14 protein-coding genes are annotated in these 19,093 nt (G+C 43.3%); 12 read left to right on the top strand and 2 right to left on the bottom strand.

The features are described 5' to 3' along the window. The first annotated feature begins 23 nt into the window (after positions 1–23). From TOL9009_RS0121195 to TOL9009_RS0121135, 11 genes are all read left to right on the top strand, one after another. The gene (locus tag TOL9009_RS0121195) at positions 24–1,733 is read left to right on the top strand and encodes an HAL/PAL/TAL family ammonia-lyase (RefSeq protein WP_029634539.1); all 1,710 of its coding nucleotides are present in this window, start codon (positions 24–26) and stop codon (positions 1,731–1,733) included. Positions 1,734–1,746: 13 nt separating this feature from the next. After that, entirely contained in the window at positions 1,747–3,276 is a 1,530-nt protein-coding gene (locus tag TOL9009_RS0121190) for a class I adenylate-forming enzyme family protein (RefSeq protein WP_029634538.1), read from the top strand. 47 nt (positions 3,277–3,323) lie between these two features. Further along, positions 3,324–4,358 (top strand): methyltransferase, encoded by a 1,035-nt coding sequence (locus TOL9009_RS0121185; RefSeq protein WP_029634537.1) that lies wholly within the window; start codon positions 3,324–3,326, stop codon positions 4,356–4,358. 153 nt (positions 4,359–4,511) lie between these two features. Next, positions 4,512–6,383, top strand: coding sequence for a ScyA-related TPP-binding enzyme (locus TOL9009_RS39995; protein WP_038296497.1), 1,872 nt, complete (start codon positions 4,512–4,514; stop codon positions 6,381–6,383). Between the two features lie 16 nt (positions 6,384–6,399). Next, a complete protein-coding gene (locus TOL9009_RS0121175) occupies positions 6,400–7,530 on the top strand; it encodes a 3-oxoacyl-ACP synthase III family protein (RefSeq protein ID WP_029634536.1) in 1,131 nt (376 codons plus the stop codon). A 170-nt stretch (positions 7,531–7,700) separates the two neighbouring features. Further along, positions 7,701–8,606, top strand: a complete 906-nt coding sequence (locus tag TOL9009_RS0121170) for an SDR family oxidoreductase (RefSeq protein ID WP_221928648.1) — start codon at positions 7,701–7,703, stop codon at positions 8,604–8,606. A gap of 251 nt (positions 8,607–8,857) precedes the next feature. Next, the gene (locus TOL9009_RS0121165; RefSeq protein ID WP_029634534.1) at positions 8,858–9,928 is read left to right on the top strand and encodes an aromatic ring-hydroxylating dioxygenase subunit alpha; all 1,071 of its coding nucleotides are present in this window, start codon (positions 8,858–8,860) and stop codon (positions 9,926–9,928) included. Positions 9,929–10,427: 499 nt separating this feature from the next. Beyond that, positions 10,428–11,933, top strand: a complete 1,506-nt coding sequence (locus TOL9009_RS39990; protein WP_051502977.1) for an NAD(P)/FAD-dependent oxidoreductase — start codon at positions 10,428–10,430, stop codon at positions 11,931–11,933. Between the two features lie 344 nt (positions 11,934–12,277). Further along, entirely contained in the window at positions 12,278–12,925 is a 648-nt protein-coding gene (locus TOL9009_RS0121150; protein WP_029634533.1) for an O-methyltransferase, read from the top strand. Between the two features lie 180 nt (positions 12,926–13,105). After that, positions 13,106–14,554 (top strand): tyrosinase family protein, encoded by a 1,449-nt coding sequence (locus TOL9009_RS39985; protein WP_051502976.1) that lies wholly within the window; start codon positions 13,106–13,108, stop codon positions 14,552–14,554. Between the two features lie 541 nt (positions 14,555–15,095). After that, complete coding sequence (locus TOL9009_RS0121135) at positions 15,096–15,764, top strand: TetR/AcrR family transcriptional regulator (protein WP_029634532.1); 669 nt, start codon at positions 15,096–15,098, stop codon at positions 15,762–15,764. A 225-nt stretch (positions 15,765–15,989) separates the two neighbouring features. Here the strand turns inward: TOL9009_RS0121135 and TOL9009_RS0121130 are convergent, their stop codons facing one another. Beyond that, complete coding sequence (locus tag TOL9009_RS0121130) at positions 15,990–18,149, bottom strand: acylase (RefSeq protein ID WP_084763269.1); 2,160 nt, start codon at positions 18,147–18,149, stop codon at positions 15,990–15,992. Between the two features lie 441 nt (positions 18,150–18,590). Between TOL9009_RS0121130 and TOL9009_RS0121125 the strand changes: the two genes are divergently transcribed. Next, positions 18,591–18,773 (top strand): hypothetical protein, encoded by a 183-nt coding sequence (locus TOL9009_RS0121125; RefSeq protein ID WP_029634530.1) that lies wholly within the window; start codon positions 18,591–18,593, stop codon positions 18,771–18,773. Between the two features lie 78 nt (positions 18,774–18,851). Here TOL9009_RS0121125 and TOL9009_RS47565 read toward each other — a convergent pair whose 3' ends face one another. Next, complete coding sequence (locus TOL9009_RS47565) at positions 18,852–19,007, bottom strand: hypothetical protein (RefSeq protein WP_186227616.1); 156 nt, start codon at positions 19,005–19,007, stop codon at positions 18,852–18,854. Positions 19,008–19,093 lie beyond the last annotated feature (86 nt).

Here is a 19,093-nt window from a genome sequence, read left to right as displayed (position 1 = left end):
CCGCGAATTGGAAGGAAATCTAGATGAGTACAACATCATTACCAGACAATAGAGATACTGTTGTTCCATTACCTTTACCTTTTGTTAGAGATTCACATGCATCTATGGTTGTAGGTGAGCAAGACCTGACAATAGACGACGTAGTCAGGGTAGCACGTCATGACGCACGGATACGTTTAACAGATAGGGATGACATCTTGCAGGGCGTTCAAGCATCTTGTGCTTACATTGCCAATGCTGTCGAAAAGGCACAGCCAATTTACGGAGTTACATCTGGCTTTGGCGGTATGGCTAACATCTCCATCTCACCTGAATATGCAACTGAATTGCAGAATAACCTGATTTGGTATCACAAAGTTGGGGCAGGACAAAAGTTACCTAGCTCAGATGTACGTGCAGCAATGCTCTTGCGTGCTGCCTCACACTTGCATGGTGCATCTGGTATCAGGCTCGAACTCATCGAACGGATGATGACGTTCTTGAATAATGGCGTCACACCGTATGTGTATGAATTTGGCTCTATCGGTGCCAGTGGTGATCTCACGCCTTTGTCTTACATAATAGGTGCACTGATTGGTCATAATGCTAACTACACCGTTGATTTCAGAGGCGAAGAGATTGATGCCCCAACAGCACTAAGTCGGCTTGGTTTGCCACAGATGCAATTGCTGCCTAAAGAAGGGTTGGCAATGATGAATGGTACTTCCGTGATGACAGGAATTGCTGCTTTATGCGTACATGATGCTAAAGTTTTATTAGCGCTTTCGATGGGTGTCCACGCCCTATTCATTCAGGGTTTAAAGGGAACAAATCAATCTTTCCACCCATTTATTCATAAACGCAAACCACATTTTGGTCAAAAATGGGCAGCAGCTCATATGCTCAACCTTCTTGCAAGTTCGCACTTAATCCGCAACGAGTTAGATGGCTCTCACGACTATCGCGACAAAGAACCAATACAAGACCGTTATTCACTCCGCTGTTTGCCACAGTACATGGGACCTATCGTTGATGGACTAGTGCAGATTACCAAGCAGATTGAGATTGAAATTAACTCAGTTACCGACAATCCATTGATTGATGTTGAAAACAATGCCAGCTATCACGGTGGCAATTTCCTTGGACAGTATGTAGGTACTAGCATGGATCACCTACGCTACTATATGGGGTTGTTGGCTAAACATTTAGATGTGCAAATCGCGCTCTTAGTCGCACCAGAATTTAACAACGGGTTGCCACCGTCTTTAGTCGGCAATCAAAAGCGAATTGTCAACATGGGACTCAAGGCTCTACAAATAACTGGAAATTCGCTCATGCCACTGTTGACTTTCTATGGTAACTCGGTAGTCAATCACTTTCCAACCCATGCTGAACAATTTAACCAAAACATTAACAGCCAAGGGTTCAATTCGGCAACTCTTGCACGACGCACACTTGAAATCTTTCAGCAATACATGGCGATCGCGCTGATGTTTGGGGTACAAGCTGTTGACCTACGGACTTATGTAATGACCGGTCATTACGATGCACAAGCAACTTTATCGCCTACATCTGCGAATTTGTACACAGCTGTGCGCGAAGTTGTAGGACAGCCACCAGATAAGAATCAATCGTACATCTGGAACGATAACGACCAACCTTTAGACAAACATATTGCACTTATCGCAGCTGATATTGCTGCTGGTGGTCAAATTGTGCAAGCAATTAATGGTTTGTTGTCCAACTTAAAGTGAATTGGCAAAAATTATGAATATTGCACACAATATAGAGCGCGGTCGTCGATTTTTTCCGAATAAAAAAGCTCTCATTTTCGACGAAAAATCTTTTACTTACAAAGAACTTGATGAGATGGTTAATCGCGTTACCAATACCTTGTCCGGATTGGGTATTGAACGCGGACAACGAGTGGCAATATTTTTGCCAAATACTCCGGAATTTGTGATTTCTTATCTTGGCATTTTAAAAATTGGTGCCATAGCAGTCTCATTAAATGTTATGCTTAAAAAGAGTGAAGTCAAATTCATTCTTAATGACTGCTGTGCAAAAGCATTAATTACAACAGATTCTCTCAGCGAAAATGTGCTTGATTCAGAATTACCTGAACTCAAACATATTTTGATTGCAGTAGGTGAAGCCAGAAAGGGAATGAGTCTAGAGCAACTGCTGTCTTGTGCTTCACCTAACGCTCGTGCCATTGAAATGGAGCGTGACGAACCTGCTGCCATTGTTTACACTTCAGGCACAACAGGATTTCCCAAGGGTGCTACGCTGTCCCACGGCAATGTGATTTCAAACATTTATTCCAAAAACCGCTGTTGCAGGATGCAGCCTGAGGACCGATTACTGCTTTACGTGCCCTTATTTCATTGCTTTGGTCAAAACGCGATTCTCAATGCCGGACTCAACGCTTGTGCAACAATCATTCTGCAACGCCGTTTTGAGTTGGAGCAAGTACTAAAAAGCATCACTACTCATGGCGTCACTATGTTCTTTGGGGTGCCGACAGTTTTCATAAGATTGCTTGACACAGATATATCCGGCTTTGATCTAGATTCAGTACGCTATTACTTTACAGCCGCAGCACCTATGCCGATGGAAATTGTGCAAAGGTGGCACTCAAAACACGGTTATGTGATTCATGAAGGGTACGGTCTTACCGAAACATCCCCCTTTGCCTGCTATAACCACGACTTGAGATACAAACTTGGGTCTATTGGTACTCCCATTGAGAATGTGGAAATGAAAATTGTTAATGTTGATGGTGAGTCGTTACAGCCAGGGGAAGTTGGCGAGATAGTTGTTCGTGGTCCGAACGTCATGCTTGGTTATTGGAATCGCCCCTCGGAAACTGCTCAAGTTATCAAAAATGGTTGGTTTCATACCGGAGACATTGGTCGGATGGATGAAGATGGCTATTTTTACATCGTTGACCGCTTGAAAGACATGATTAATGTGTCTGGATTTAAGGTGTATCCAACTGAAGTCGAGAATGTTATTTATCTGCATCCAGCAGTTGCTGAGTGTGCTGTCTACGGAGTTCCAGACCCAGTAAAAGGTGAGATAGTTAAGGCAAACATCCTCTTCAAACCAGGTGAAGCAATTACAAAAGAACAGATCATTGCCTTCTGTTCTGAGAAGATGGCAGCTTATAAAATTCCACATACTGTTGAGTTTATCGATTCGCTTCCGAAAAACGGAACTGGTAAAGTTCTTAAGAAACTTCTACGTGAAGAGGCTAAACAAGCTTTTCGCTCAACCAAGATCACCCCTCGTTAAGTGGATTTACTCTTTACCATATCACTGACAAACTTCAGGAAGTTAATATGAGCCAAACTGCATCTTTCACCATTAAAAAACCGAGAACAAATGTACAGCCACTGTGGAATATTATCTATGGTGATATCTTAAAAAAAGTCGTCCTTATTGCTCATGACCTCAAGCTTTTCTCTCTTCTTGCTGCACAACCGCGCACCTTTGCAGAAATTTGTAGCCTGCTCTCAATTGATCCCCGTCCGGCTCAAGCTCTCTTAGCGGTACTTGCATCTGTTGAACTGGTGCAAGTAAAATATGACTGTTATTCACTCACCCTGCTTGCAGAAGACTATCTTCTCGAAAGCAGCCTCACGTATTTCGGCTACATTTTAGATGGGATGATTGCCCAAGATAATCTGTACTCGTTCGAGACTATAAAAAAGGCGGTTCTTAGCAATTCACCCCAGGTTTACGGTCACGGCGAACTCTTCAAGTCACATCAAGAGCAGGAAGACCTTACACGTACTTTCACTTACACTATGCATAGTGGTAGTATGGCATCTGCATTACTTTGGCCAGATGTCATTGATCTGTCAGGGCACAAATTGCTGCTTGACATTGGCGGAGGTTCAGGTGCTCATGCCATTGGTGCGACGTTAAGATGGTCAAACTTGCAAGCCATTATCCTTGACCTACCTTTGGTATGTGAGGTAGCACAAGAGTTTGTGACGCGTTATGGCTTGCAAAATCGTATCAATACCCACATGAGTGATATGTGGAACGACCCCTTTCCAGAAGCTGATCTCCACTTTTATGGTTGTATTTATCACGATTGGTCATTAGAGAAGTGCGGTTTTCTTACCCAGAAAAGCTTTGAGAGCTTGGAATCTGGAGGTCGCATTATCATTCACGAAGTGCTTTATAATGACCTCAAAACTGGTCCCTCTATGGCTGCTGCTACTGATGTTGGTATGCTTTTGTGGACAGAAGGTCAGCAATATTCAGGTCATGAATTGTTAGTGATGCTGATGGAAGCTGGTTTCACTGACGTTCAAGTCAAATCTAACTTTGGTTACTACAGTATAGTCACTGGTCGTAAACCGTGACCAAGTTTATTCTCTGGAAGAGGCTTTATCTGCTCCACGGCTGAAGTAAGTAGCTTCTCAGAGGGGGGAATTCGCACAGCTATAGTTAGTTGCCAGCACAACAATACACAATTGTGGGTGCTTGTCAAAGTTCACGTATTTAATTGGTGCATTATGAGCGCTAAAATCCATATTCAAAATGTGAGTACGGCTGAACAGTTGGAACGAGATACAGATGTGGAACTTGCGTCATCTGAATCTCCTAATTCTTCACTATCAAAGTCACCCGTACGTCGTTCACCTCTAGTAGATAATCAGCCCAACTCCTGCTCCGACAGTATGCCGAGTTCCAGCAGCCAGGAATCTGCACAGCTTTCGGTCGCCGAGGCTGTGGTCGAGATGCTGCAAAATATGGGAGTCGTTCATGCATTCGGCGTTTCGGGAGGCGGGGTGGCACCTCTATGGACAGTGCTGGAGCGTAGCCCGATCCAAGTTTTTCACTTTCGCCATGAAGCAGGAGCAGCCTTTGCAGCTACTGAGTCTTATCTTGCAAGTGGTCGCCCCGTAGTCGTGTTCACCACGACTGGTCCTGGTCTCACCAATGCACTGACTGGTTTGTTTGCGGCACGCTCAGACGGAGCAAAGGTAATTTTGCTGTCGGGTTATACTCCGGTAGCACAACGTGGACGGTGGGCTTTACAAGAAACCAGCAGCTATACAATGCCTATCTCAGGTCTTTTTACTTCAGGTTCGCTGTTCCATTATGCTACCATACTAGAGAGCGACGCCGAACTGCCGGAGATAGCTCGTAGGCTTTCTATCGGTTTAGGACAACTTGGTGGCTTCGTGGCTCACATTAGTATCCCAACAGGGATTCAGGGTAGCCCAAACAAGATATCGGTGCCACAAGTGGCTTTCTCTCGAACTATTGCAACTGTTAGTAACGAAGCGATCGCCAAATGTGTACAGTTGCTCAATGAAGGACCTTTTGCAATTTGGGTTGGCTTCGGTGCGCGGTATGCTGCTCAGGAAATTCGTCAGCTTGCTGAAAAAACAGGTGCAGCGGTCATGTGTTCCCCGCGTAGCAAAGGAATTTTTCCCGAAGATCATCCTCAGTTTATAGGTGTCACAGGCTTTGCTGGACATCCGTCCGTTCTGACCTATATGCAGGTGCAATGTCCTCGGCACGTGCTAGTGCTGGGAACGCGTCTGGGAGAATTCACTTCCTTCTGGCGACCCGATATGGTTCCCTCACGAGGGTTTATCCACGTTGATATTGATCCAGAAGTGCCTGGAACCGCCTATCCATCTGCTGAAACCTTTGCTATCCATTCTGATGTGGGAATGTTTGTCAAGGCGTTGCTGGAGGATATACCAAAACGTCGTGAGGGGTCAGAAGTTTTGTCGCTACCTCGTCCACACCATGAGATTATCAATCCCAGCCCAGAGAGGCTAGTGCGTCCTGAGGTACTGATGGATGCCATTCAACGGGTAATTGTTGAAGGCAGTGATGCTTTGGTCATGGCTGAGGGAGGGAACTCATTTGCTTGGGCAATTCACCTGCTAAAATTTACACAACCAGATCGTTTTCGGATCAGTACTTATTTTGCATCTATGGGCCATTTTGTCACAGGTGTTGTGGGTGGTGCATTGGGACATAATGGTAAGGCTGTCGCTATTGTCGGAGATGGAGCCATGCTAATGAACAACGAAGTCAGCACGGCTGTTAAATTCCGGATTCCTGCTGTTTGGATCGTACTTAATGATGCACGTTACAATATGTGCGACCAGGGCAATACGGCACAAGGACTGATCGGCGTGGATACAGAAATTCCGCGTAGTGACTTTGTAAAAATTGCCACCGGAATGGGAGCCTGCGGCATTCGTGTGGAGAAAGAATCCGATCTAGAAGCAGCGTTAGAGATGGCACTTACTTCAAAAGCCCCATTCGTAGTTGACATCCAGATCGATCCGACCAGACCAGCGCCGATTGGCGGTCGCATTCAGGGTTTGATCTCGCAAAGAACACAAGAACTACAGAATTAAAAGGAGAGACACCACAATGTTTCAACCAGTAGGTATTCACTCACTTGCAGTTAGCTTTCCTAGCGTCATCCGTACCAATGATTATTACAGAGAAAATTACCCCGAGTTAATTGCTCAGGTCGAGCAAAAAACATTATCCAAGGTATTTTCACCAGCAGATTCCACTCCTAGTAATGAATTTGAAGTAGAGATGGCACCCTATCTTCAAGATCCTTTTCGCGGCAGCGTTGAGCGACGGGTGCTTGGTCCAGGTGAGACATCCTTAACACTTTCTTGTCGTGCTGCTAAGAACGCCCTTGAGGCAGCAAATCTTTCTGTCAACAAAATAGATTTGATGCTCGTTGCCACAATTTTTCCTGAGCAAATTGTACCTGGCAATGCTGCCTTTATTGCTGGTGAACTCGGATTTCAGGGTGCTGCATGGAATCTTGATTCCACCTGCTCAAGTGCTGTAGCTGCTATCCAGAGCGCTAGTGCGCTAGTACGTGCTGGAGAGTACCGCAATGTGCTAGTAGTTATCTGTACTAACTACTCTCCCTTTGCTGACGAAAACGATACTCTCTCGTTTTTCTTAGGTGACGGAGCAGGAGCCTTTGTAGTTAGCTCTCTCAAAACCAACCAGGGTGTCCTTGGCACAAAAATTGTAAATACAGCCTCAACGTGTGGGACTTTCTTTAATCAACTGACAACGGACGCTCAGGGTAACCCACGGATGTATATCCGGGCAGCTAAAGGTACGAATAAAGTGCTCAGTGAAACTGCCGCCCCGCTCCTCCGGCAATGCTGTATGGGTGCGCTAGAAGTCGCTGGCGTAACTCTTGATGAAATTAACTTTTTTGCCTTCAATACGCCTACTGCCTGGTATGCCAGCCTTTGTATCCAGGCACTGGGTATCGATCCTGAACGCACAATTGATCTCCACAAACGTTATGCCAACATTGGACCGATGCTCCCACTCGCAAATTTGTATCACGGTGCAGAATCAGGCAAGATTCGTGAAAATGACTTGGTTCTGGTTTACAACATTGGTTCGGTATCCAACGCTGGAGCGACTGTGATGCGCTGGGGTGATGTTGCACTAGGTCCGGCTCCTGCACCTCCAGTAAGCTTTGATTTACAAGCGGATAAGGTTTTCTCTCTTCGCTAAATGGCACTTTCAAGTCAACTTTGTGTAATTTATTCTTGTAGCTTTATTCACTGTTGACCGTCAATAGTCAGCACAGGATGAAGTACTTTCGGTAGCAGTCTTTTACTGTGGCAAAAGCAAAAACAAGCGTTATCTAGAAAAATACTGTCATGGCACATCAAATAAAAGATATGTCTTCTCAACCCATAATTGTTGTTAGCGGTGCAACCGGAACAACTGGTAAATATCTAGTTAGACTACTTTCTCAAGTCAAGGATGTTAAGGTACGTGCCGCAGTCCACTCTCTGAAAAAAGCTAGAGAACTACCTGAGAATGTGGAAGTTGTTCAGATGGATTATGCTCAACCAGAAACGGTGGTGTCCGCTTTTGCAGGTGCTACTAAGCTTTATCTCTTGCCTCCTAGCGATGCAGATCACGATCGGTCTAAGATAGCACCTATAATGATGGAAGCGGCAAAGAAAATAGGAATCCAATATATTGTTCTTATTAGCGCCTTTGGAATTGATCGAGAGCCAATTCTGCAAACGGATCGAGAATTATATTTCCAAGTAGAAGAAATGGTGATTGGCTCTGGCATAGCTTATACTATTCTGCGCCCCAGTTGGTTTAATCAAAACTTCATTTCGCCCGTATTTTTTGGTCCACAAGTTCAGCAAGGTATTCTCGGTTTACCAGTCGGAGAAGGAAGGGCTGGATGGATAGACTCTAGGGACATTGCTGCTGTAGCTGCGACAGTTCTCACCCAGACAGGTCATGAGAACAAAATCTACAACTTGACTGGTCCGGAATCACTGACTACGAGTGAGTTAACCGCTATTCTTTCTAGGGCTGCGGATAGAGAAATAGAATTCATAGACGTTTCTGAAGAGTCTTATGCCCAAATGCTGAGGCATTTTGGTCTTGATGAATTACCAATACAAAGGTTACTTGACATAATGAGAAAGTGGAAGATTGGATCTCACAATATCGTCACACAAGATGTTGAAAAAGTAACAGGCAAAAAGCCCATTTTTTTTAAGGAATTTGCAATAGCTCATGCTCACTTACTACGACAATTAAATCTTCAAGAGGCATGAAGTACTCAAAAAACCGCTGTATTGCTATATGTGTAAATTTATAGCGGTTTTAACTTGCATTAAATACACTTTTTGTGGAGTAAGCATCTTACCACTCAGAGCCTAAAATGGTCTTTTTGCCCATCTCACAATAAACCAGCATTGTTATGTATTTGATTGATGCTATATTGCAAGTTTTACTTTGTCGTACGGGTTGTTTTTTTTAGCTAAAAAAGCTGTGTATATATTATCAAGTATACAAGGGGTAACAAATGAACACTATTTTTGAAAAAGTTGAAATGCCAAAGTCAACTCAATCAAAAACGCAAGACAATAAAGGAGCGATAAATTTTCCTGCCAGTTGGTATGTTGCTATGCACTCCCAGGATTTGGGTAAAAAGCCAATGGCAATAGAGTTATTTGGTCAGTCCTTAGTAGCTTGGCGAGATCAAAATAATCATCCAGTCATTATGGAACCTTACTGCTCGCACAAAGGCGCTAATCTGGCTATTGGTAAGGTAATAGATGGTTGTATTCAATGCCCTTTTCATCACTGGCGCTATGACTCCTCTGGGAAATGTGTTTTCATACCTGAGGTAGACCACATTCCCCCAATGGCTCGTCAAGCTACTTATATTACTGTCGAAAGATATGGTTGCGTTTGGGTATGGTATGGTTCTAAAACTCCTCTGTTCCCTCTGCTTGAGTTTCCAGCAGCTGAAGATGAGAAAGATAACTATATATTTACACCTCAAGTTATAAGAATCAACACACCGCTGCAAGAAGCAATTGAAAACTTAGTTGATTATTCTCATTTAAAAACAGTACATGAAATGAAGTTTTCTGCTCCTCTTCAAATCACTCTACTTCACGAGCATAACTCGATACAACAGAACGAAACAGTTATTCAAAAAGATGCTTGGTTTGGATTTAATGCTAAATTCCCACTCTACAAAAGAGGGGGGATAATAGGTGCATTAAGTCGAGCTTTAGGGCTTGTTTCTGAGTTTTCGGTAATACGAGTAGATAGTTGGCCAAGCGGATTTACATCTCTTAATTTAATGGATGAGAAGGTGATATATGCATTGATATCTAGCTTCATTCCAGTGAATGAAAACAAGACCAATATGATAAGCTGGATAATGTACAAGAAAACTGGTAACTTTTTACTAGATAGGTTTTACGCCGCTCTTATCGCTTGGCGAATTCAAGCTACCGTAGTTCAGGATATACCTATTTGGAATACCATGAAGCCAAGTGCAGGCAAGGTTCATGTCAAGGATGACTGGTTACTCTTAAAGTTCAGAAATTTTTATCAAATGTGGGTTGATAAAGTCGAATAGTGCAGTTTAAAAACTGAGGCTTGCACTATAAATGACCAAAACACGTTATGGGGTTGCAGGTTTAGGGTGTAGGTTCAAAACGAAATGCCCATACCCTAAAAGGTACAAGCCCCTATTTTTAAATATGGAAAAAGGAAAAAGATGTGTTTCGATCCGACGTAGTACGAGAAACACGGTGTCCTTCTTTGAAACCCTTGATTTTAATTATGGGGTTCACCACACCCTACACCCTAAACCTGCAACCCCCTTCATCTAACACTCTCAAATTGAGGAAGGCTGTTTCACAGCGCAAACATAATGCACTCTTCTAAGAAAAAATTCTGAGGGTGAATGAAAAGTTCTTCCAAAGAATTATCGGTTTTGATTAAGTTTTGCGAACCTGGATCTATCTTCGCGATCAACATGGCTCTTTGTTGAGTCTTGGACAATCTTAGAATTTTGGAAAAATAACCAAGTTTCTGATACAAACACAAACATAATTTTACGGAGAAAATACTGTATGTCTACTCTACCCAAGTTCACACAAGTGCTTGTTATTGGTGGTGGTCCAGCTGGATCTACTACTGCCACTCTCCTAGCCCGTGAAGGTTTTGATGTGACGTTGATGGAGAAGGCAGTAGGACCACGCTACCACATCGGAGAATCCCTTTTGCCCTCCTCTATGGAAATATTAGAGTTAACAAACGCAAAAGAAAAAGTGGAAGCTTATGGTTTCCAGCGCAAAGAAGGAGCATACTTCGAGTGGGGAACTGACAAATGGAGTTTTGATTTTGGACAACTAAACGGGAAGCAAAAGTATAGTTATCACGTTCGTCGTGCTGATTTTGACAAGCTGCTTTTGGATCACGCAACCAGCCAAGGAGTGAAAGTCTTTGAGGGGACCGAAGTGCGTGAATTATCTTTCAATGGAGCCAGACCTCAGAGTGCTATTTGGTCACAGAATTCTGGAGATAATAGTTCTGGAGAGATATCTTTTGACATTCTAGTTGATGCGTCAGGTCGTGCAGGTGTGATGGCGACACGCTACCTCAAGAACCGTCAGCAAAATCAAGTTTTTCAAAACATTGCTGTTTGGGGATACTGGAAGGGTGCTGGCAAAGTGACGGAAGCTCCGGCAGGTGCCTTCGTTGGTGGCTCTACCGAGGATGGCTGGCTATGGGGAATCCCACTTCATGACGGTACGTTGAGCGTGGGTGTGGTGATGCACAAAGAGAGCTATAAGGCAAGACGTTCTACGAGTTTAGAGGAGTTTTACTTAGGCGCGATCGCTGAGTCCCCATTAATGACGAAGCTTCTTACCCAAGCCGAGTTAGTATCCTCAGTGCAGGCTGAACAAGACTACTCTTACGCTGCTGAAAACTTCTGTGGATCTGGCTACTTCCTGATCGGAGATGCCGCCTGTTTCCTAGATCCTCTGCTCTCAACGGGGGTACACCTTGCTAACCTTAGTGCATTATTGGCATCAGCAAGTATAACAAGTCTGCTACGTAATGAAGTCTCAGAGAACCAAGCAATATCTTTTTACGAGAAGAGCTATCGACAAGCTTATCTGCGCTTCTTGTCGTTGGTGTCATTCTTCTACGATAAGAAACGCGGTACGGACGCATACTATGAAGAAGCTCAGGAACTGGCTCACAATGATTACAGAGACTCTGCTCCTAACACTGCTTTTGTGAACTTGGTTTCTGGCATGGAAGATTTGACTGAAGCTCAAAACGGTATTGATAATTTGGTTATAGAGAAAATATCTCAACGAGCTGCAAGAAGCTTATCTCTTGAGCAGGTTCAAGAAGACTTAGACGGAGAAAAGATGGATACTCAAATCATGAATGTGATGGAAGGAATGTACACGTTTTCAAAAGATTTGTCAGTTGAAGCAGCCATTGACGGTTTCTATGTTGTAACGCGACCACGGCTAGGGTTAGGTCGTGTTTCAGAAAAAGTTGAAGAAAGTGCACAGAAGCGTTTAGCTGACTCAAATGCCCCAAGCCCCAGCATCAGATAGTAAGCTGTTGCACTTTTAATTTACACAGTAGGGTGGGCATCCCTGCCCGTCCCACTCATAGTTAAGTTTACTAAGGCTGTGCAAGTTAAAGAATTGTTAGCTTAACACTGCTTGATGCCTCGGTAGTCCTACTTGATAACGTCTGCTTGCACTTGCAACATCAAAACACTAAGTATCCCAGTTTAGTTCTTCTCTTGATCTGGTGGGGGAAAGTGTCAGAGTGCAGTTGACAATTAAACAGCGAATGCAAAGTTAGACCACATTATCCTGCATTGATCATCTCTGCTTACGCTTTACTAACTGGTTTTGGCCACACTTATCTGAAATAACAAGAACTAATAACCATGGAATTACAGGTTGTCAATCTGCTAACTGAACTTGAAGCCCGTCTGAGAGTAGAGGAAAGCCAAAGTCCAAAGGAAAACCCGTTCACCACTCTTAGCCCCGAAGAACTAGATAAGCTAATGAGTCAGTTAATGCTGGCTGTTGGACCGGAGACTGGTAAGTTCTTAAATATGCTCCTGAAGATGCAGGGTGGTAAACGCATTCTTGACATTGGAACCAGTTTCGGATATTCAACGCTCTGGCTAGCGGAAGCGGCACGGGTGAATGGTGGTCATGTGATTACTCTAGAATACGTGAACTCGAAGCAGGCGCAAGCAATTGAACACATCCATAGAGCTGGTCTACAAAATGTTGTGGACTTCAAACTAGGTGACGCAGTGGCATTGCTTGAAACTTTACCGGGACCATGGGATTTTGTGCTGATCGATCTGTGGAAAGATCTTTACATCCCCTGCTTCGACCACATTTATGAGAAGCTCTCTCCAGGGGCTATTGTCATCGCGGACAACATCAGTTTTCCCGTTGAGTTTCGTGAAACCATGAAGGCTTACCAACAGCACGTCCGCTCGAAGCCAAACCTAGATTCAGTCGAGGTTGGTGTCGGTCATGGTCTTGAATTAACGCGCAAGCGATCTGACATCAGTTAGAAGTTAGAGACTTACGGCTGGTGACAGCTCATAAACCTGATTGGCAGACAAAACTAAAAGTTGTTATAAAGTATAATTTATTACTTTTACACTTAGATGTGATCTGCAACTATGGTATAGAGGCTTTTATTCAAGTATCGAGACAATTTTGAAGTTTTTACAAGTCAATAAGCGAAGAGAATGAAAATTCCTCAAAAAATATTCAAGACAATAGCCATTAGCATCACTGCATTAGCTATTAGCATCACTGCTACCCTTGGTATATTTGTAAATCCGGTACTTGCCAATAATGGTAAGCATTATGAGCACAATCGGCTATTGAACCAGGTGTCTACAGAAAATAGCAATCCTAGTAGCAAATCGAATACAGTTCAAAGAGCCTTTGTAAGGAAGAATGTTGTTAATCTTACTCCTGAGGAAAGAACAGCATTCGTCAACGCTTTACATACCTTAAAAAAAACAATTCCAGAAGGCAGTACAGTCAGTATCTATGACCAGTTTGTTGCAACGCACGAAGGATTAATGACATTCCAGCCAATGCTAATGCAAGATGATAAGGGAAACCTAATGCCAATGCCACCTACTGGAGTAGGTCCAGCGAGTGAAGCTAATCCCGGTCATGGAAATGATGCATTTCTGCCGTGGCATCGCGAATTCATATCTCGATTTGAACAAGTTTTGCAATCAGTAGATCCTAGTGTAACGCTTCCTTATTGGGATTGGACAGATCCTAAAGCTTTAGATGTTATCTTTCAACCAGACTTTTTAGGTACAAAGGGAGAAGGAACCATAAATATCCCAGGTATTGGAGTTTTTCAAGGAGGTCCTGTTGGTGGTAATTTCTCAGAAGCCAATGGGTGGGTTCTAAATAAAGACATAAATATTGACACTTTGGGACACCAACATGGAAGCGCACTTATACGATTTCTACAGACACCGCCCACAGATAAATATCCTCTATCTAAAACAGATCTGGATAAAATCTTTTCCTACGACTCCTACGACGAATACCAATACCGCCTCCCTGGTGATGGTAATCCCCACAACAGCAACTTCTACACTAAACCCAGTTTTCGTCCTGCTATAGAAGGAAATTTTAGGGAGGATGACCAGGGGAACTTAAAACCAGGATTCTATATGCATAACTATATGCATGGACTAGTCGGTGGGCAACTTACTGATGGCAGCTTAGACTCTTTTGGAAGACCTAAGATTACTGGGCTTTTAGGCACAATGAACTTTGCCAGTGTTACCTACGATCCAGCCTTCTGGCTGATCCACTCCAATTTGGATCGTCTCTGGGCTCAATGGCAGGAAAATGGGCATACAGGTACCGATTTTTATCCTTCGGAGGGTCAGCCTTATGGACACAATCTCAATGACCCAATGTGGCCTTGGGATGGAGGTCAGTCCACCCCCGGGCTGCTTGCATCAGTGAATTTACAACCCTACTTACTAAGTTTTGCACCCAAAGATATTGTCACACCTCGAGACACTTTGGATTTGAAGCGTTATGGCTACACCTATGACACCCTTACAACTTCTCCCGAACTCGCTTCATCAGTAGACATCTCCGGAAAAGATTTAGAGACCGCAAATTTACACACAAACCTAACCCCCCTTCGCTAGCAGAAGGGGGGTTTTAAAGCCTCTCGACCTTTCGGGGAGAGGAATGGAAGCGGGGTCTTTTTTCTTTTCTGGAGATATCTAGTAGATTTGGATATCGAGGCTACGTAAAACAAAGTTTTATCTGTAAGACTAGTAGTCTATGTCATTAATTCTGATGGGTAATCAAATTTCCAAAGCCTTAAAAATCAATTATTTTGGTAAGTTGAAACCCCTCAAAACTTATGACATGGACAACTAGTATCTCAGCCTTCAAAGCCTGTTATGGAAACACCAGCGCAGTGATTGGGGCAGGGCAAACGCATCTTAATTAGTCTTGACAAAAACCTTAATTAGTGGATTAAGGCGATCGCTTAAAACCTTGTCAATTAGCAGGCTTTAATGCGATTATTTCGGACTTTATTGATATTGGCAGGTTCTTGTTGACTGTCCGGCGTTTGCCCTGTACCCCAGCATACTCTTGGCAGAAGAAGAGGTTGAACAGGTTTAGCTGACTTTTGCAAAAGATGCCCATCAACAGAATTCACAAGGCAAGGAAGATGTTATGGTTCGAGCGCTCAAGACTAAGCGAGTCACCAAATCGGTTCGTCTGTTTCGGGATGCTGAGGTCACGCAGCAGCAGATTCTTGATGCCGCAGAACTGGAGTTTGCTAGGCTTGGTCTCAAAGGTGCTCGATTGAGTGCGATCGCCCATTGTGCCCGCATTACAACTGGCACAATTCATTACTACTTCGAGAATAAACAGGGTTTATACAAAGCCGTGTTGCAGCGCCAGATCAATGAAGTTCAGGCAATGGTCGATCAACTGAATCTCGATATGAAGCCACCTGAAGATGCACTCAAGCATATCATCCGAACTGCAATTGTCTACCAAACTACCAATCCCCATCATCAAATGCTCTGCTTTCAAGAAGCCAGTCAAAATCAAGGCTTGTATTTTAAGCAGGATAACTGGTGGAGTTTACACGAGCATCTTCTCAAAATTCTCGAGCGCGGTATGGCAGGGGGGTGTTTCCGTCATCTCGATCCACACTTAACCCTGACTCATATCCTTAGCGTTTGCATTTTCTACTTCACTATGCACGAAAACTGGAAACACTTGACCCCTGACATTAATTATCTCAGCCCAGAAATGCTGGAAAAGCATACCCAGGCGGCGATCAAATTTGTTTTGGCAGGCGTGAAGAAAACTTCGTGCTCTGGAGATTATTGAGTTCAGGGCTTACCAGGGCAAACGTTGGACAGTCAACAAGAACCTCTCAATATCAATAAAGTCCCAAATAATCGCATTAAACCCACATTCCGCACTTCAAAATGCAATACGGAGATGCGCGATCGCTATACATCTAATCAGTGATTCGTTGTTGTGGCGATCGCTGTCTTAGCGATAAACAGATTTAATCCCCAGACCTGAGCAAAATAATCTGGGGATGTTAGCCTAAAAGACTTTACGTTCCTCTAAATGTGCTGTAATTTCCTCTCGCTTACGCCAAACTGGACGCAACTTTTTCTGAGCAAACATTTGTAACTGTTCACCAACATGGCGCGAACCAGGTTGAGAGGAATTACCATAACTCATCAGCGCCATCGCCTTGACTGGGTTAGAAAACTCAATTGCAGCAACGTAAGAATCGCCTGCGACGGGTTGAAATTGACCATTTTCTGAAGGAGCAAAATTGACGACGCGGAAAATCCCTAAATCTCCATCACCACCGTTACCGGGTAAATCCACGTTGCCATATTTCAACCGGAAAACCTCTCCCCAAGGGACATCTAATTTTCCATAAGCCTTTTCTACTTTTGTTGCTGCGCTTTCCAGTAATGTCACTGCACCTTGAGGATTCGCTAATCCATCAGGTGTAGTTCGAGGTGAGTGTTCAATCCAAGGTTTACTAAAAGTTTTATCGAAGTCTAACTCTTGTGCCCAAGCAGCAAATAATACTGCTCCTTTGCTATCTGCATTCGCTTGTCTATCCCACTTTTCTAAGATAGTTGCTGCTTGTTTTCCCAATTTCCCACCATATTTCCGCGCAGATGGGATTAAATCATCTAGAATCCGGTCTGCAAATTCCATGCGTGTTGAGTGCTTGTATTTAATCATTTCATCCAGGGTGATTTTTTTATCTTCATCCAGCATTCTTGCGGAACTCTGCGCTCGGAAATCCATGAAACGGGGTGCCATATAGGGCGGATATTTATCTGCTTTAATTGCTGCTGGAAAGGTTGTTGTCCAAGGTGGGTCATTAGTATTTTGTAACCAACCACTTGGAGGGTCAATCACACGCGGTAAATCTTGATAGGGGTGAATTTTTGTCCATAAGGTTTTTGATGTGTTCCCAGGAATAATTCCTTGCCAATATTTAAAATCCCCTTGCTTACGCACCGGAACCTGCCCGTTAAATAGGTGCATAATATGCCCTTCTCGGTCAGCATACATCACCGTAAACATTGGCAATTGCAAACGTTGAAGTGCTTTTTCAAATTGTGCCAGATTTTGCGATCGCGCCATATCCCACCATTGTTCCAACACTCCTGGTTGGTTAAGACCGACAACACGCAGTGCTGTAGCTTTACCTTCTTTCTCTGACACAATCGGTCCGTGAACAGAACTTTTTACGACCAGTGGTTGGTCACGCAGTGTCCCATCTTTTTGTTTTACCTTCAAAGAAACAGTCTTGGTTTCAAAGGGACGAACTTTGCTATCAAAACGATAGCCATCACCAGCTAGTTCTAATTGATAAGCATCCCACCCATCATAGGTGTTGACGGTATGAGTCCAACCCAAATTATCGTTGAAAGCGATTGTTAAAACGGGGATACCGACAAGTGATGCTCCATAAGCATCAATTCCCGGTGCAGTAATTTGGGCTTCATACCACAGGTACAAATCTGACCAGGGAAGGTGTGGATTTGCAAGCAACATGGCATTACCAGAAGCTGAACGTTTTGGTGCGATCGCCCACCCATTAGAACCAGCTTTTGACTCTGGTGTACTAACACCCGCAACTTGTTCAGGACTGACTACGAATGTAAAATTCAGCACTCTTTGCAGATGAGCGAGTATATCTTCTCCTTTAACTGGCAAGACAACTTCAACAGCATCATCAATTGCATTCGGGTTTTCTTTAACGTAAGTATTAATACTTTCTGCAAAGGCATCCAAATAACTACGAAAAGATGCATTCTGTGCCTTATACCAAGAGCGAGCGCGTTCGGGTACTCCCATTGTCAATACCCAACGGTCTGAATCTATATATTTCTCTCCCCAATATTCAGCAGCACGTCCTCTTGCTTGTCCGTAAAGACGCAAAAGTAAGTTCCCATGACTTTGCATTTGTGCCCATCCAAAGGCGCGGAATGCACTTGTGGCATCCTTGCCATAAATATGCGGTATGCCGTAGGTATCCCACAATATTTCCGTAGTTCTTATTGCTGGGGAACCTAGAGTTTGGTATCCTAGAATTAATGTCAGCAGCATACCAAGTGTAAATGCTAGAATTCGATTCTGATTTTTTTTGAAAACCCTGATTATGTTGAGTTTCTTGAAATCAGTCAAAATACGAATGATACTAATTAACTGCGAAGAGCTAATAAACATTGGTTGTGGTTAATTTATGACACTTTCAAAAAGCCACAGATGTGCTAGATAGCACATCTATTAAGGGACACAAAATTTATGAGTTGAAAGCCTTGCATTAAGCAACACTTTTATTTACTCTCAATAAATCCTAACAGTAATTGTTCTCAATTAATTTTAATTTCTCTTAATGGGACTTAGACAAAAATCAAGCCTAAATAAAGCCGAAACTGGCTTTATGAGCGGCAAATACGTCACGATTTATGGTGAGCCATTCAAAAAAACGAAAAGAAATAGTGGGACTTAAACAATCCGAGGATTCATGGAAATAAGTTTAAGCTCAATGAGCCAACGACATGGTGGACAGCCAACCAACTATTAGATGTACTAGACCCAAAGTTAGGACAATTACGCATTCATCTGTGGCATAATCTCCACTTTCAACAGTCTGCCAAACATCCTATGAATCTGATACTTGTCGAGCGCACTGACCAAACAAAGGGAAAAACATTCAAACCTTTATGGTTAATTTGGGTGGGGGAGAAAATGCTCCAACTTCACCAAATTTGGTGTCAGTATCTACGCCGCTTTGCGATTGACCACTGGTATCGATTCGCCAAACAACGCTTGCACTCTTTCACTTGAGTTATTTTGTCATGCCGTTAGTCTAAACTCCAGTAGCAATACTGCCTTGAAAAAAGCGATCGTTAACTGGTGGCAAATTCAACAAAGCAACTCCTTTTCCTCAGATGGAAATTTTCCTTTGCATAAACTGTTTGTTTTGTCAAGTAAAATAGTGTCGTCGGCAGTTTGATTTTTTGGTCGTTCTTCAGAGGAACGGTGGTAGGATTTGCAGACAAATAAAGTGTGTTTGGGCATAAGATTAAGGTGTGTTGACTAGCCCTTTCAAGGTGAGCATATGTACTATCCAATTTTTAACCGTATTTCAGGCATTGACTGCAATT

It is taken from the genome of [Scytonema hofmanni] UTEX 2349 (assembly GCF_000582685.1).
In the GTDB taxonomy this organism is placed as follows: domain Bacteria; phylum Cyanobacteriota; class Cyanobacteriia; order Cyanobacteriales; family Nostocaceae; genus Hassallia; species Hassallia hofmanni.
This window is presented reverse-complemented; position numbering and strand designations above follow the sequence as displayed.

Coding starts and splice junctions, on each gene's coding strand:
- TOL9009_RS0121195 (WP_029634539.1), top strand. CDS start 24: ATGAGTACAACATCATTACCAGACAATAGAGATACTGTTGTTCCATTA.
- TOL9009_RS0121190 (WP_029634538.1), top strand. CDS start 1,747: ATGAATATTGCACACAATATAGAGCGCGGTCGTCGATTTTTTCCGAAT.
- TOL9009_RS0121185 (WP_029634537.1), top strand. CDS start 3,324: ATGAGCCAAACTGCATCTTTCACCATTAAAAAACCGAGAACAAATGTA.
- TOL9009_RS39995 (WP_038296497.1), top strand. CDS start 4,512: ATGAGCGCTAAAATCCATATTCAAAATGTGAGTACGGCTGAACAGTTG.
- TOL9009_RS0121175 (WP_029634536.1), top strand. CDS start 6,400: ATGTTTCAACCAGTAGGTATTCACTCACTTGCAGTTAGCTTTCCTAGC.
- TOL9009_RS0121170 (WP_221928648.1), top strand. CDS start 7,701: ATGTCTTCTCAACCCATAATTGTTGTTAGCGGTGCAACCGGAACAACT.
- TOL9009_RS0121165 (WP_029634534.1), top strand. CDS start 8,858: ATGAACACTATTTTTGAAAAAGTTGAAATGCCAAAGTCAACTCAATCA.
- TOL9009_RS39990 (WP_051502977.1), top strand. CDS start 10,428: ATGTCTACTCTACCCAAGTTCACACAAGTGCTTGTTATTGGTGGTGGT.
- TOL9009_RS0121150 (WP_029634533.1), top strand. CDS start 12,278: ATGGAATTACAGGTTGTCAATCTGCTAACTGAACTTGAAGCCCGTCTG.
- TOL9009_RS39985 (WP_051502976.1), top strand. CDS start 13,106: ATGAAAATTCCTCAAAAAATATTCAAGACAATAGCCATTAGCATCACT.
- TOL9009_RS0121135 (WP_029634532.1), top strand. CDS start 15,096: ATGGTTCGAGCGCTCAAGACTAAGCGAGTCACCAAATCGGTTCGTCTG.
- TOL9009_RS0121130 (WP_084763269.1), bottom strand. CDS start 18,149: ATGTTTATTAGCTCTTCGCAGTTAATTAGTATCATTCGTATTTTGACT.
- TOL9009_RS0121125 (WP_029634530.1), top strand. CDS start 18,591: ATGAATCTGATACTTGTCGAGCGCACTGACCAAACAAAGGGAAAAACA.
- TOL9009_RS47565 (WP_186227616.1), bottom strand. CDS start 19,007: ATGCCCAAACACACTTTATTTGTCTGCAAATCCTACCACCGTTCCTCT.